The organism is Flavobacterium sp. MDT1-60 (genome assembly GCF_014844035.1).
GTDB lineage: Bacteria > Bacteroidota > Bacteroidia > Flavobacteriales > Flavobacteriaceae > Flavobacterium.
Map to the genome: position 1 here is coordinate 938442 of NZ_CP062159.1, position 14473 is coordinate 952914.

At 33.4% G+C, this 14473-nt stretch carries 12 protein-coding genes; 2 read left to right on the plus strand and 10 right to left on the minus strand.

The window, feature by feature from the left end:
- Positions 1-65: 65 nt before the first annotated feature.
- The 6 genes from hppD to uvrC all read right to left on the minus strand — a co-directional run bounded on the left by hppD (position 66) and on the right by uvrC (position 7955).
- Positions 66-1226 (minus strand): 4-hydroxyphenylpyruvate dioxygenase, encoded by a 1161-nt coding sequence (hppD, locus tag IHE43_RS03850; RefSeq protein WP_192188153.1) that lies wholly within the window; start codon positions 1224-1226, stop codon positions 66-68.
- Between the two features lie 86 nt (positions 1227-1312).
- The gene (locus tag IHE43_RS03855) at positions 1313-1672 is read right to left on the minus strand and encodes a four helix bundle protein (protein ID WP_192186762.1); all 360 of its coding nucleotides are present in this window, start codon (positions 1670-1672) and stop codon (positions 1313-1315) included.
- 131 nt (positions 1673-1803) lie between these two features.
- Positions 1804-2961 (minus strand): homogentisate 1,2-dioxygenase, encoded by a 1158-nt coding sequence (locus IHE43_RS03860; RefSeq protein WP_192186763.1) that lies wholly within the window; start codon positions 2959-2961, stop codon positions 1804-1806.
- Positions 2962-3275: 314 nt separating this feature from the next.
- The gene (locus IHE43_RS03865) at positions 3276-5480 is read right to left on the minus strand and encodes a patatin-like phospholipase family protein (RefSeq protein ID WP_225585369.1); all 2205 of its coding nucleotides are present in this window, start codon (positions 5478-5480) and stop codon (positions 3276-3278) included.
- A 156-nt stretch (positions 5481-5636) separates the two neighbouring features.
- Positions 5637-6149 (minus strand): hypothetical protein, encoded by a 513-nt coding sequence (locus tag IHE43_RS03870; protein WP_192186765.1) that lies wholly within the window; start codon positions 6147-6149, stop codon positions 5637-5639.
- A gap of 6 nt (positions 6150-6155) precedes the next feature.
- Positions 6156-7955 carry an excinuclease ABC subunit UvrC gene (gene uvrC / locus IHE43_RS03875; RefSeq protein ID WP_192186766.1) on the minus strand — a complete coding sequence of 600 codons (1800 nt, stop codon included), beginning with the start codon at positions 7953-7955 and terminating at the stop codon, positions 6156-6158.
- Between the two features lie 137 nt (positions 7956-8092).
- On the opposite strand from uvrC, the gene IHE43_RS03880 reads away from it, so the two are divergent.
- Positions 8093-9070, plus strand: coding sequence for a succinylglutamate desuccinylase/aspartoacylase family protein (locus tag IHE43_RS03880; RefSeq protein WP_192186767.1), 978 nt, complete (start codon positions 8093-8095; stop codon positions 9068-9070).
- Complete coding sequence (locus tag IHE43_RS03885) at positions 9057-9626, plus strand: 5-formyltetrahydrofolate cyclo-ligase (RefSeq protein WP_192186768.1); 570 nt, start codon at positions 9057-9059, stop codon at positions 9624-9626. Before IHE43_RS03880 ends, IHE43_RS03885 begins: the two co-directional genes overlap by 14 nt.
- Before the next feature lie 150 nt (positions 9627-9776).
- Here the strand turns inward: IHE43_RS03885 and IHE43_RS03890 are convergent, their stop codons facing one another.
- The 4 genes from IHE43_RS03890 to IHE43_RS03905 all read right to left on the minus strand — a co-directional run bounded on the left by IHE43_RS03890 (position 9777) and on the right by IHE43_RS03905 (position 14359).
- The gene (locus IHE43_RS03890; protein WP_192186769.1) at positions 9777-10523 is read right to left on the minus strand and encodes a tetratricopeptide repeat protein; all 747 of its coding nucleotides are present in this window, start codon (positions 10521-10523) and stop codon (positions 9777-9779) included.
- 114 nt (positions 10524-10637) lie between these two features.
- Positions 10638-12392, minus strand: a complete 1755-nt coding sequence (locus IHE43_RS03895; protein ID WP_192186770.1) for a BatD family protein — start codon at positions 12390-12392, stop codon at positions 10638-10640.
- Between the two features lie 117 nt (positions 12393-12509).
- Entirely contained in the window at positions 12510-13280 is a 771-nt protein-coding gene (locus tag IHE43_RS03900) for a tetratricopeptide repeat protein (RefSeq protein ID WP_192186771.1), read from the minus strand.
- Positions 13281-13324: 44 nt separating this feature from the next.
- Positions 13325-14359, minus strand: a complete 1035-nt coding sequence (locus tag IHE43_RS03905; protein ID WP_192186772.1) for a VWA domain-containing protein — start codon at positions 14357-14359, stop codon at positions 13325-13327.
- Between the last annotated feature and the right edge of the window lie 114 nt (positions 14360-14473).

Here is a 14473-nt window from a genome sequence, read left to right on the forward strand (position 1 = left end):
AACATTTGCATAAAAACCATCGTTTTACAGAGAATTTTTCTACATAATGTAAAAATATTGCGTTTTTACAAAGTTCCTCTCAATTCCTGCTCTCTCTCAATTGACTCAAAAAGGGCTTTAAAGTTTCCTGCACCGAAGCCTTTTGCGCCCATTCTTTGAATAATTTCGAAAAATAGAGTTGGTCTGTCCTGAACTGGTTTTGTAAATATTTGTAATAAGTAACCATCTTCATCGGCATCTACCATGATGGCTAATTTTTCAATTTCGTTTAAATCTTCCTTCATCATATCCATATGAACACCTAATCTTTCTGGTATTGCCTGGTAATATGTGTGTGGGGGAGCAGATAAAAACTCAACACCACGTGCTTTTAAGTCAGAAACTGTTTTTATAATGTCATCCGTCGCAATGGCAATATGCTGAATTCCAGGTCCACCGTAAAAATCTAAATATTCTTCAATCTGAGATTTTTTCTTTCCTTCAGCTGGTTCATTGATTGGGAATTTAATTCTTCCGTTTCCGTTAGACATTACTTTACTCATCAAAGCCGAATATTCAGTATTGATTTGTTTGTCATCAAAAGACAGGAAATTAACAAATCCCATAACATCTTCGTAGAATTTTACCCAGGTATTCATTTCATTCCAACCCACATTTCCAACCATGTGATCAATATATTTCAATCCGGTTGGCGCTGGATTATAGTCTGATTTCCATTCTTTGTAACCTGGCAAGAAAACCCCATTGTAGTTTTTTCTTTCTACAAAAATGTGAACGGTTTCTCCATAAGTGTAAATTCCGGAGCGAACTACTTCTCCAAATTCATCTGACTCCACAGTTGGTTCCATAAAAGAACGAGCGCCACGTTTCATAGTTTCTTCGTAAGCACTTCTCGCATCTTCAACCCAAAGAGCAGCGACTTTTACACCGTCGCCATGTTTTTGAAGATGTGCGTGAATTGGAGAATCCTGCGTTAAAGGTGTTGTCAAAACAATTCTTATTTTATCCTGCTTCAAAACATAAGATGCTTTGTCTTTTACTCCGGTTTCTAATCCTGCATAGGCCAATGACTGATATCCGAAAGCAGTTTTATAATAATGTGCCGATTGTTTTGCATTTCCCACGTAGAATTCTACATAGTCTGTTCCTAATAATGGAAGGAAATCTTGTGCTCCTTCAAATATTTTTTCTAATCCGTATTCTACTGATTTAACTTGTTTCATAATTAGATAATTTGTCAATGAGAAAATTAGATAATTTGGAAATGCAGCTAATTAAAATCAATTTTCTAGTTGACGCATTTTCAAATTTTCTAATTCCTTTTAGATGTTGATATTATTTTATTTAAAATTTTTAAAATTTCTGACAGTTCATTTAATAAATCTTTACAATCTGGATAAGCTTTATGTGCGTCACATAGAAATAACCAATACTCCGTTTCGTCCGCTTCTTTGATTGCAATTTTTAATTTATGAATAAAATCTGCCTTACTTTCTGCATTTTGTGATTCTTTTGAATTAGCTCCAATAGACGTTCCGCTTTTTAATAATTGATTAGCAATTACAAATTTCTTTTGTTCCTGTAAATCGCTGGTATAGTCGATTATGTTTAAGGCAAAATTGAAAGTTTTTATTAAAAGAGCGTTGTCTTTATATTTCTCGTTGAAAGTCATTTTTTTTAATTTGATAATTAGATAATTTATTTTGTAAGTTTAAAATTACAATATTTAATTGTCTAATTTCCAAATTGACGCATTTTCTAATTAAAGAAATTATCTAATTATCAAATTGGCACATTGACTAATTATTCACACCAGGATTTATAATACTGTCCATCATCCAATCCCATAGCTTCTTCCGTAACCATTAACGGTCTGAAAGTATCAACCATAACGGCTAATTCCTGGGTTTCTTTATGACCAATACTGCGTTCCATTGCGCCTGGTGCAGGACCATGCGGAATTCCTTTTGGATGTAAAGTAATATGACCCTGCTCGATATTATTACGGCTCATAAAATCGCCATCAACATAATAAAGTACTTCGTCTGAATCTATATTACTGTGATTGTACGGTGCCGGAATTGCCTTCGGGTGATAATCGTAAAGTCTCGGGCAGAAAGAACAAACGACAAAAGTGGCCGTTTCGAAAGTTTGGTGCACCGGAGGCGGTTGGTGAACACGCCCCGTTATAGGTTCGAAATTGTGAATTGAGAATCCGTATGGGAAATTGTAACCGTCCCAGCCCACAACGTCAAAAGGATGAGTGGCGTAAACCACTTCGTGAATCATTCCTTCTTTTTTGATTTTAATTAAAAAATCGCCTTTTTCGTCATGTGTTTCCAATTCGTTTGGCAAGATAAAATCACGCTCGCAAAATGGCGAATGCTCTAAATGTTGTCCAGACTGGTTTTTATAACGTTTTGGAGTATAAAAAGGAGAATAAGATTCGACATAAAAAAGTCGGTTTTCTTCGGTGTCAAATTCTATTTGATAAATAATGCCTCTCGGAATAATTAGATAATCACCATATTCAAAAGGAATATTTCCTAACATGGTTCTTAATTTTCCTTTTCCTTTATGGATGAAAAGCATTTCATCGGCGTCGGCATTTTTGTAGAAATAATTTCGAAGCGATTCTTTTGGAGCGGCAAGTCCAATAATACAGTCTTTATTGACTAACGTGGCTTTTCGGCTGTCTAAAAAGTCATTTTCCGGTTTTAATTCAAAACCTTTAAAAAGTAATGATTTTATGTTTTTTCCTATTGCAATTTTTGGTTCAACCGAATAAGAATTTAAAATTTCTTTAACCTGTGTTGGTCTGTGAACATGATAAGACAATGACGAATGTCCATGAAAACCTTCGGTACCAAACAATTGTTCGTAGTAAAAACCTCCATTTGGTTTTTCGAATTGAGTGTGTCTTTTTTGAGGGAAATCTCCAAGTTTATGATATAATGGCATGGCTTTTCAATTAGATAATTTGTAAATTAGATAATTCGAAAAATTTGAATTGTGTGAACAGATAATCAGCTCAACTTTTGTGTCGACCAATCATCTCAATTCGGTAGTTTTATTCAGGATTTCTCTTGATAAGGAATTGAAGATACTCTAATAAACCTGTCCATTTTGTTTTCATTATAACAAATGTCGTAATTTTTATTGAGTAAAATTATAAATTATATCAGTTATAAACATTAATTCTTTATTTTTTTTGAAATAAATTTTATATAACAAAAAAATAGTACGATTTTTTTGAACTATTATATAAGAGAACATTAAAACATAAAACCAATACTAAACCAGGTAAAACTTTTTGACATTTCTGGTGACCAGGATTGTTTAATTTCGATTGGGCCAATAATAGTTTCCAGTCCATAACCCACCGCATAACCTGAATATTTGGGCATTGATACCCAATCAACAGTAGAGAAAATGTCATCACCTAAGTTGGCAAAATTCGCAGAAAAATTGACATGATTCTTTTTGAAAACTTCATAATCTAAAGTAATTCCCGCTTTTATAAAACTATTTCCAGAAATACTTAAAAAATCATATCCGTAGAAATAATTGAAGTTATTTATTTTGTTATAACCGTAACCTCCTAAGATATAATCGAAAAAAGGAACGCTGTCATTTCCAAAAGTCAGCCCCGCATCTGCTTCAAATTTGAAAGTTGCCTTTCTAAATAAAGTATTGGCTACTGCGATTTCGGCCTTTGCCATAGAATAAGGCTTGAAAGTATTGGTGTAATCAGAAGATCCAAGATATGTTTGTACATCCGTAGAAAAAAACAATCCCGAATGTGGAAAGCTTTTATTATCGAATGAGTCATATTTTAAATAGCCAAATGCACTAAAATAACTGCTTTTATCTATTACATTATCTGTATTAGATAAAGTTGGTGAATTGATTTTTAAATATTTGTATTCTAAACCACCGCCCATTAAAAATTTTTGTACAAAAATGGTCTGAAAATAGGCCTGATTACTAAGATCCAGGAAATCAACATTAATTAAATTGACACCAGGATTTGGAGTAGTTAAATTCCCAAGACTGCTGGTTACATTTCGGTTAAATTGATTTAATCTTGAACGGAATCCAAAACTGATATTAAAACCATTTTCGACATAATAATTTAAATCATATCTGAAATTATCCCCTAAAATAATATCTAACGAAGTAATATCATTTTTTAGAAAAGTTTTTTTGTGTGTAAGATTTAATAGAATCGCACTTTTATAAAGTCCGTCATAATGCAAACCCAGTTTTAAATAAGTTTGAGTTGGATTTTCTTTCAATACAAGATCCAAATCATCTTGTTTACCATCAGGTTGCAAACAATAGGATATGGTGCTAAAGTTTTGAGTCGCATTTAAATTGTTGATTCCAGTTTTCAGATCATTATAAGTTATAGTGCTTCCTGGTTTAAAACGAAGTTTACCATTGATGTATTCTTTGGTATAATTATCTAATTTTTCGCTGTTTATTTTTTTGATCTGAATAGTATCTGAACTTACTTTTAATTTGGGTTTTTTATAAAAATTATCTTCGTTAACCAACGATTTAATTTTTTCATAAACGGCAAATGTAGCTTCTTCTCCTTTTCTGATAATTTCTTCACCTTTATCAAATGAAATTACACCAAAATCACGGATGTCCGGTTTTACATAAACATCAGTATCTTTTATTTTGCTTTTCATTTTATCAATCGACTGAAGATTGGTAATCTGAACTAAAATACGGGTTGCATTTTTAAGACTTTTTCTTTTCAATAAATCGTCCTGAACGTCAACACCAATTATAATGTCAGCGCCAAGATTTCGGACTTCTTTAATGGGGTAGTTATTTACTACACCGCCATCTACCAGTAAATTTCCATCAATTTCGACTGGAGTAAATAAGGAAGGAAACGCCGAACTCGCCATCATAGCCTGAACCAGATTTCCTTTGTTTAACAAAACCTCTTCGCCAGTTTCGATATTGGTTCCAATACATAAAAACGGGGTTGGCAATTTATTGAAATCACGGATATGACGCACATTTCTGGTCAGACTGCTTAGTAAATTGTAATTGTACATTCCTTTTGAAAGAGCCTCTGGAATACCAACCCGAAAATTGCTAAACGGTAAAACTATCGCGTATAATTCGTCATTTTTTTTACCATAAAAGTTTTTAGAGGATCGCGGAATATAGTCGTTAATTAATTCATCAAAATTGGTTTGTTTGAAAATAGAGTCAATTTGAGATGCATTGTAACCAGAAGCGTAAAGTCCGCCAATTACAGCTCCCATACTGGTTCCGCCAATATAATCGATTTTTATTCCAGCTTCTTCCAAAACTTTTAAAACACCAATATGTGCAAAGCCTTTAGCACCACCACCACTTAAAACCAGACCAATTTTAGGGCGTTTTACACTGTCTTGTTTTTGTTCCTGCGAAAAAGATTTTTCAGGAATAAGTAGTAATAAGGTAAGAAACATGATTATGCTCCAGAAAGTGCCGATCGTTATCGGGGCGAAAAAAAATCCTTTTGACCGGGCCTGGGTATTGGAAATGGAAAGTTGGTTTGGACACATAAAAAACAACTAGTTGGTTTTGTAAAAGTCGGCAATTTTTTTTGCTTTTTATCGATTATTTTAATATGATTCTGTTTTTGAAAGTATTAATTTTTTATTACGATCATATTTCCAGATGTCATTATGTGTTCTTGCGCCACCCCTGCAACTTGAGGTAAGTGTTTTTTTAGTTTTGTCTACTTTTACATCGCAAAACATATCACATTTTGACTTGAAATTGGTTGGAAACTCTAAGAGGCCAAATTGTTGCGTTTTTGTATTGAAAATAAAAATCTGATATATGGAATAAACGCCCATTCCGTCGTCTGTATGAAAAGAAGCAAAATCGGTGAAACCATCAAAATTATAATCGTTGGTTTCTAAGTGGGAATCTTTTCCGGTTATCGAAGCTTCAATATTTTTTACTATTTGAGTTTTTCCGGTTTTGGAATTTTTTACTTCTAAATTTTCAAAATTATTGGTGTAGCGTACATTGATTTTATTTTTGTCTTTTTGCAAAAATGAAATGTCGTTTTGACTATACGAAACGTTAAAAATATACAGCAGAAAAATAGATAAAATATGCTTTTTCAAAATGAATCAATTTTCTTTAGGATGATAGAATTCGACAATTTTTTTTGCTTTTGATACTCCTATAACGTCAGATATTTCTTTTTCTGAAGCTAACTTTAATCTTTTAACGCTTTTGAAATGTTGTATTAAAGTCAGCATGGTTTTTTCGCCAATGCCAGGAATACTTTCTACAGACGAATTAAGTGCTGCTTTGCTACGTTTATCACGATGAAATGTGATTCCGAAACGGTGCGCTTCGTTACGTAATTGCTGAATCACTTTTAATGTTTCCGATTTTTTATCAAGGTATAGTGGAATAGAATCTCCGGGATAAAATAATTCTTCAAGGCGTTTTGCTATTCCGATAATTGCAATCTTTCCGCGCAATCCTAAATCATCAATACTTTTTAAGGCTGCTGATAATTGTCCTTTTCCACCGTCAATAATAATTAATTGTGGTAAAGGCTCATTTTCATCGAGTAATCTTTTATAGCGGCGATACACAATTTCGGTCATCGAAGCAAAATCGTCCGGGCCTTCAACGGTTTTTACATTAAAGTGGCGGTAATCTTTTTTACTCGCTTTTCCATCTTTAAAAACAACACAAGCGGCAACTGGATTTGTTCCCTGAATGTTGGAGTTATCAAAACATTCGATATGACGCGGCTCAACAGGTAAGCGTAAATCTTTTTGCATTTGCGCCATGATACGATTGACATGTCGATCCGGATCTACAATTTGTAATTGTTTTAATTGTTCGATTCTGTAAAACTTAGCATTTCTGATGGATAAATCTAAAATCTGTTTTTTATCGCCAAGTTGCGGAACTGTTGTTTTGATTTTTTCTCCTAAATCAACTTCAAAGGGAACAATAACTTCCTTTGATAATAAATTAAAGCGTTCACGAAGTTCGATTATGGCTAATTCTAATAATTCTTCGTCGCTTTCATCTAGTTTTTTCTTAATTTCTAAAGTGTGCGAACGGATAATTGATCCGTGGGAAATTTGCAGAAAATTGACATAAGCCGCACTTTCATCAGACACGATCGAGAAAACATCAATATTCGTAATTTTCGGATTTACAATCGTTGATCTTGATTGATAATTTTCGAGAATTTCTATTTTTTCTTTGATTTTTTGGGCCTCTTCAAAACGTAAATCCTGCGCATATTGATTCATTAAACGTTTGAAGTCTTTCATGCTTTCTTTGAAATTTCCTTTTAAAATTTCGCGAATAGCATCAACTTGTCGCTGATAATCTTCTAACGATTCTATTCCTTCACAAGGTCCTTTGCAATTGCCGATATGATATTCGAGACAAACTTTAAATTTACCTGATTTAATATTCGATTCACTCAAATCATAATTACAGGTTCTCAAAGGATATAATTCTTTGATTAAATCTAAAATCGTGTAAACCATTTTGAAATTAGTATACGGACCAAAATATTCAGAACCATCCTTTACCATTCTTCGGGTCAAAAATATTCTCGAAAAAGGTTCTTTTTTGATGCAGATCCAAGGGTAACTTTTATCATCTCGAAGCAACACATTGTAGCGAGGCTGCAAAGTTTTTATTAAGTTGTTTTCTAATAAAAGAGCATCCGTTTCAGTAGGAACAACGATGTGTTTTATGGTTACGATTTTTCGAACCAAGACATTTGTTTTTGCTGTATCGTGAATTTTATTGAAGTAGGAGGAAACTCTTTTTTTTAGATTTTTGGCTTTTCCTACGTACAATATTTTTTCGTCTTTATCATAATATTGATACACACCGGGATTGTCCGGCAAGGTTTGTATTTGAAGTTCTAAAGACGGTTTTTGCATTCTGTTTTTGTTTCTGAAGATGGTCGAAAAGCTATCTGAAAAACCATTCTGTTTTTTTCGGGAAGCTTAACATGGATTTAGAGTCAAATTTACGAAATCAAAAGAATAATTTCTATATTTAGATTTTATAATTCTATATGAAAAATAACAAACCCATGATTATTTTTGGCGAACCGGTTTTGCCAGGAGAAAATAGAACAATAAATGTTGAAATCGCCCGATTGCACACGACTACAAAACTTAATATTCCGGTAATTGTGCGTCGTTCTAAAATAGATGGTCCGGTAGTTTTATTCTCGGCCGGAATTCACGGTGACGAAATAAACGGGGTAGAAGTCGTACGCCAGATTATCAGCAAAAAGATAAATCGGCCAACTCGCGGAACGATTATTTGTATTCCTATTATCAATATGTATGGTTTTGTAAATAAATCAAGAGAATTTCCTGATGGCCGCGACTTAAATCGTGTTTTTCCGGGAAGCAAAAAAGGTTCTCTGGCGAGTCGTTTTGCATTTCATATTGTGGCCGAGATTTTGCCGGTTATCGATTATGCAGTTGATTTTCATGCCGGAGGTGCGAGCAGGTTTAATGCTCCTCAAATTAGGATAACCGAAAATAATCCGGAATTAAGACTTTTGGCAGATGTGTTTAATGCTCCTTTTACATTGTATTCGAAGAATATTGCTGGCTCGTTTAGAAATACATCTGAAAAGGCTAATGTAAAAATGTTGCTTTTTGAAGGAGGAAAATCATTAGATATTAATAATGTAATTGCAAATGAAGGAGTAATGGGAGTGAAGCGTTTGTTAAATTACCTGAATATGCTCGATCCAAAACAAATTGTTGAAGATGCAGTCCATCCTTCCATTTATATCAAATATTCAGTTTGGCTGCGAGCGAAATGTTCTGGATTATTACACGATTATAATTTAATTGGAAAGTTTGTAACCAAAGGAACAATTTTAGCGATTATAACAGATCCTTTTGGTAAATTCGAGCAAAAAGTAAAAGCGCCGCATGATGGATACATCATCAACGCCAATCATTCTCCAATTGTTTATGAGGGCGATGCGATTTACCATATTTCTAAAACCCTTCCTGATGGCGACGAATAAAAAAGAATTACGGTTACAGTATAAAAATCTTCGCGCAGTACTTTCGACTGATGAAATCGAAGAAAAGAGTCTCGCTATAGCCAATCAAGTATTGCAATTGCCAATTTGGGATAAAACCTATTATCATGTTTTTCTTCCGATTGAAGAACAAAAAGAAGTGAACACTGAATATATTTTGCATTTACTTTCCGGAAAAGATAAAGAAATTGTGATTTCGAAAAGTGATTTTGAAACGCGAAAAATGTCTCACTTTTTATTGACCGATAATACCAAAATCAAGAAAAACGAATATAATATTCCGGAACCTATAAATGGTTTGCCAGTTCCATCAGAAACTATTGAAGTGGTTTTTGTACCGCTTTTGGCATTTGATGTTTTCGGAAATCGTATTGGATACGGAAAAGGTTTCTATGATAAATTTTTAGTGGAATGTAAACCCGAAACCATCAAAATTGGACTTTCGTTTTTTGAAGCCGTAAACAGAATTGATGATGTTTTTGAATCTGATGTAAAGTTGGATTACTGTGTGACGCCTAGGATTACGCATAAATTTTAAAATTTAAACCACATAAATGATATAAGTAAACTTAATCGTAATGCTATTTTAGTTAAAAATTAATTTATATCATCAATGGAAATAAAAAAATCCCAAATGCCAATTTTCAAGTTGGAATTTGGGATTTTTATATTGTAATTTGAAGAAATTTTATTTCACTTCTTTGATAGTTGAAGCATCAATCCAACCTTCTGTTCCGTCTGTTAATTCTATTTTTTTCCAGTTTTGAAGTGTTTCAGTAACGTAAACTTTGGCGCCTTCATGCAATAAGAAAATAGCTGATCCTGCTTTTTGAGGTTCGCTTCTAACTTCACTCACTTCTGAAAAAACAATTGCCGGGCGATCGTTGTCATAATGGTCTTTCTCTGACATTGCCGCTGCAACACTTAGGAGTACACCGACCAGCAATACAAACATTCCAATGAAATATAATCTTTTTGAAAGTGTTAGCTGTGAAAAATAATATCCAATAAAACTCAATAAGAAAAGAAAAGCAATCCCGACAGCAATTTTAGCCCAGGTATTATAATCGAAAATTCCTGTAAAGCTCTGAATCAATTTTGCAAAACCTACTTTCGGAACTTCTTTAATTTCATCAATAGTTAGTTTTTTGGCAAATTTTAAGTTATTTAAAGTCTGTTCATCGTGTGGTTTTAATACCAAAGCCTTTTCATAATTATAAATCGAAGGTGCCACTTTATTGAGTTTGTAATAACAATTAGCCAAATTAAAATACAATTCAGCCGAATGTTGTTTGTTTTCTTTAAGAACATTTTCGTACTCCTGCGCGGCCTGTTCAAACTTGTTATCCTGATACAGAAGATTCCCTTTTTCAAAGCTGCTTTGAGCAAAGAAAACCTGAGAGATTAATAAAAAGAGATATACTATATTTTTCATTCTTACTTTATTTAAAGGAAAGTTTTTTATAGAACTTTCAAACTTTGTGAACTTAAATCAACACAATCCAAATCACTTTTCTTAGCGCACTTTGCGGTAAAATAGCCTTTGCGGTTAGACAATCTGTTTTTCTAATTCTGAAATAATTAAAACAGCCTTATCATAATCCTGCTGAATAGATGCACTTGAAGCCGGAGCATAACGAGCAAACTCACAGTTTTCTGTCAAATTAATGAAATTTTGAACCGATTCCGGATTTGTATTCCTTGACAATAACAATTCACGAATATTGTCTTTGCTCATTTCTGAAGTCTCAATATGTAATTTCGCTTTCAGGAAATTATGCATCGCTTTCTCCAAAGCAATATAAAATGGCTCTTTGTTATTAAGATGTTTTTTGGCTTCAGAGAGATATTTCTTCGCCAGCTTATTGTTCATTTTAATTCGGTTTCCGGTTACATCGCTGTCAATCGCTTCTTTTTTCTTTTTAACCAAAACAATAATTGGTAAAATTAAGAAAGGTGCTAATAACAATCCGTAGTATAAATTCGAACCATAAAAATCGTTTTTAGCCATTGAGACTAAAGTAGTTTTTGGTTTGATATATTTGAATTGTTCTGTTTTCGTAATAACATTTTTTGCTGCATTTGCAGTTGCGTTTGATTCTGCCTGCATTGGTCCGTCTAGAACATCAACCGTAATTTCCTGAGAAGTTATCGTTTTATATGAACCGGAATTCAAATCAAAATAAGAAAACTGCATCGGTTTTATAGTGTACTTTCCTTTGTATTGTGGAATTATAGTATACTTATCTGAAATTTTACCAGACATTCCAGACAATGAAGTGGTCACTTTTTCATCATGAACCGGATCGTACATTTCTAATGCATTCGGTACAACCGGTTTTGGTAAAGTAAACAATTTCATGTTTCCGCTCCCTGCCGCACTAACAACCAAATCAAGACTTTCGCCATTTTTTAAAGTAGTTTTTGAAGGTGTAACTGTAAAATTGAATTTACCAACAGCGCCTGTGAAATCTTCTGGTTTACTACCTTCCGGAAGTGGTCTAACATTAATGGTTTTAGCCCCTGCCGAAACAACTTTATTGTCCTCAGACAGAATCATTTGACCAAACATGTCACGACGATTTGTGGGTAATTGCACCCCAATATCGAGTGAAAGAGGTTCAATTGTGAGTTTTCCTGATTTTTGTGGATATAAGATAGTCTTTTTCAATACCACAAAATAACATCTTTGTCCTCTGTAACTTCCTTCTTCAATAGCTAACTGCTTAATTTCTATATTTTGATTCCAGAAATCATTGTATTTTGGTTTTCCAAGTTCTTTAAAACCGGTTACATTAATGTTGTTGAAGTATAATTTATATACCACAGTGATTGGTTCATTCAGATACGGATTGGTTTTTGAAATTTCAGCAACCAAATTCAGCGTTTCGCTTCCTGCACCACCTTGCTGTCTAGGGTCATTTGGATCTCTTTCCTCGGCAACAGCATTTGTTACAGCGACTTTTATAGGCGTTGTTTTGTATTTCTGCCCATTAAACTCGATTGCAGCCTGTTTAATCGTTAAATTTCCTTTTTGCGCTGGTTGCAATATATAAGAATATATTTTTTGAAAAGAGCTTCGTCCATTAACCCAGGATTGACTTATTTGCTGACTTGGTCCTGCTACAATTCTAAATCCGTCAAATGAAGGCTGTTCGAAGTTGTCTCCGTCTACATTCATGATGAAGTCAATACGAAGTCTCTCGTTTATCCCAAGCGAGTTCTTGCTTACTCTGGCTTCAAATTGAACTTGAGCCATAAGCCCTTGAAAAGTGAATAGTAATAGAATTAAATATCTTTTCATTAAATTGTTTCAGTTTTTGTTTAACTGTTTAATTGTTATTTGTTTAATCGGTTTTTTTTAAGTTTTATTGTTTATTCGAATAAACAGTTAAACGAATAAACGATTAACCCAAAAAATCTACCAGTCTTTTTCTGTTTTCTTAGGACTTCCTTTTACTTTTTGAGCATTTACTTTGTCCTGAATTTTCTTTTCTTCGTTGTTAACGGCATCTAATAAATTCTGAACACGTTCTTTTGAAATTCCGCCAGGCTGTGGTTTTGGTTCTCCTTTATTGTCTGATTTATCATCTTTCTTCGGATCATTTTTACCATCTTTTTTATCCTTGTCTTTGTCTCCTTTGTCGTCTTTTTTGTCTTTATCCTTGTTCTGATCTTTATTTTTGTCTTTGTCCTTGTCCTTATCTTTGTTTTTATCCTTGTCTTTATCTTTATTCTTGTCCTTGTTTTTATCGTTTTTCGGAGGATTTTCTTTTAACTTTTGTTTGGCCAAAGCATAATTATAACGCGTTTCATCATCCGTTGGGTCATTTCGCAAAGCTTCTTTATAAGCTTCAACAGCTTGCGTGTAATCTTTCTCCTTCATCAGGACATTTCCTAAATTATGAAATGCTTTATGTTTTTCAGGTCTTGTTTTTGCGTTTTTAATCGCTCTTCCATAAGCGAATTTTGCTTCAGAAGCCTGATTTTGTTTGTAAATAGTATTTCCTAAATTATAAGAAGCGGTTGCTTTCTTTGGGAATTTTGACTGCGAAATTCTATAATTTGCCTCAGCATCAACAAATTTATTCTGCTTATATTCTTCATTGGCATCAGGCAATGTCTTGTCTTTTTCCTGAGCTGAAACAGCTAGGGAAAACGTTAGTAAAATATAAAGAAGTAAATTTTTCATTCTAATTTTTTTATTTTTTTGTTCCGAAATAAATTCCAAAACAATTATTTCTTTTCGTTAAATAAATTCAATTCTTTTATCCAGTTTGTTTTTCTTTCCAAAAGGAAAATATCTACAAACAACAACAAGAATGCAAAACCAAGAAACCACTGAAATTGCGATTGAAAATCGGCCATTTGTGTTGCTTCGAATTCTGTTTTCTGAATGTTATTTAATGCATTTTTTACGTAATCTAAAACCTCTTTGGTACTTCCGCCATACACATAACCACCTTTAGTCGCTTTTGCGATTGCTTTAAGTCCGTCCTGATTTAGTTTTGTAATAACAACTTCTCCGTTTTGATCTCTTTGGAAGCTTTTTACAACGCCATTTTCTTTTAACGGAATAGTTCCGCCTTTCTCTGTTCCGATGCCAATTGTAATGATTTTCATTCCTAATTTGTTGGCTTCTTCCGCTGCTGCAGGAGCACCTTCAGAATGGTCTTCTCCATCAGAAATCAAAATCAACAACTTACTTGTTTTGCTTTTTTCATCAAAATAAGTCGATGATAATCGGATTGCCTCGTCCAGCGAAGTTCCCTGAGAGGAAACCATATCCGGACTCATGCTTTGAAGAAACATTTTGGCTACGCTATAATCTGTTGTAATTGGTAAAACCGGGAAAGCACTTCCGGCGTAGGCTACAATTCCAATTCGGTCACTTCCTAAATTATTGATAATCTGCGAAACCAATTGTTTACTTTTCTCTAAACGATTTGGTGCCACATCTTCAGCAAGCATACTTTTTGAAACGTCAACGGCAAAAACAATATCAATACCTTCACGTTTTACGGTTTCCATTTTAGTTCCAATCTTCGGATTTACTAATCCGATGATCAAACACGCAAGCGCTAAAAGAAGTATAGATAATTTTAAAACAGGTTTAAAAACAGAACGTTCCGGGCTCAGTCTTTTGACCATTTCCAAATCACCAAATTCGCGTTGTTTCTTTCTTTTCCAATACATATTGAAAAGGAAAATACACACCACAATTGGCAGTAAGAATAAAAGGTATAAATATTTTTTTTCGTCTAATTCCATATAATTTTTAAATTCCAATTCCGATAGCTATCGGAACAAATTCCAAATTCCAATTCTTCTTTTTATTTAAAACTTTTCAAATTCCAAATTCCAATTTGTTATTTGGAATTTCAA

Coding starts and splice junctions, on each gene's coding strand:
- IHE43_RS03855 (WP_192186762.1), bottom strand. CDS start 1,672: ATGACTTTCAACGAGAAATATAAAGACAACGCTCTTTTAATAAAAACT.
- IHE43_RS03860 (WP_192186763.1), bottom strand. CDS start 2,961: ATGCCATTATATCATAAACTTGGAGATTTCCCTCAAAAAAGACACACT.
- IHE43_RS03865 (WP_225585369.1), bottom strand. CDS start 5,480: ATGTTTCTTACCTTATTACTACTTATTCCTGAAAAATCTTTTTCGCAG.
- uvrC (WP_192186766.1), bottom strand. CDS start 7,955: ATGCAAAAACCGTCTTTAGAACTTCAAATACAAACCTTGCCGGACAAT.
- IHE43_RS03880 (WP_192186767.1), top strand. CDS start 8,093: ATGAAAAATAACAAACCCATGATTATTTTTGGCGAACCGGTTTTGCCA.
- IHE43_RS03885 (WP_192186768.1), top strand. CDS start 9,057: ATGGCGACGAATAAAAAAGAATTACGGTTACAGTATAAAAATCTTCGC.
- IHE43_RS03890 (WP_192186769.1), bottom strand. CDS start 10,523: ATGAAAAATATAGTATATCTCTTTTTATTAATCTCTCAGGTTTTCTTT.
- IHE43_RS03895 (WP_192186770.1), bottom strand. CDS start 12,392: ATGAAAAGATATTTAATTCTATTACTATTCACTTTTCAAGGGCTTATG.
- IHE43_RS03900 (WP_192186771.1), bottom strand. CDS start 13,280: ATGAAAAATTTACTTCTTTATATTTTACTAACGTTTTCCCTAGCTGTT.
- IHE43_RS03905 (WP_192186772.1), bottom strand. CDS start 14,359: ATGGAATTAGACGAAAAAAAATATTTATACCTTTTATTCTTACTGCCA.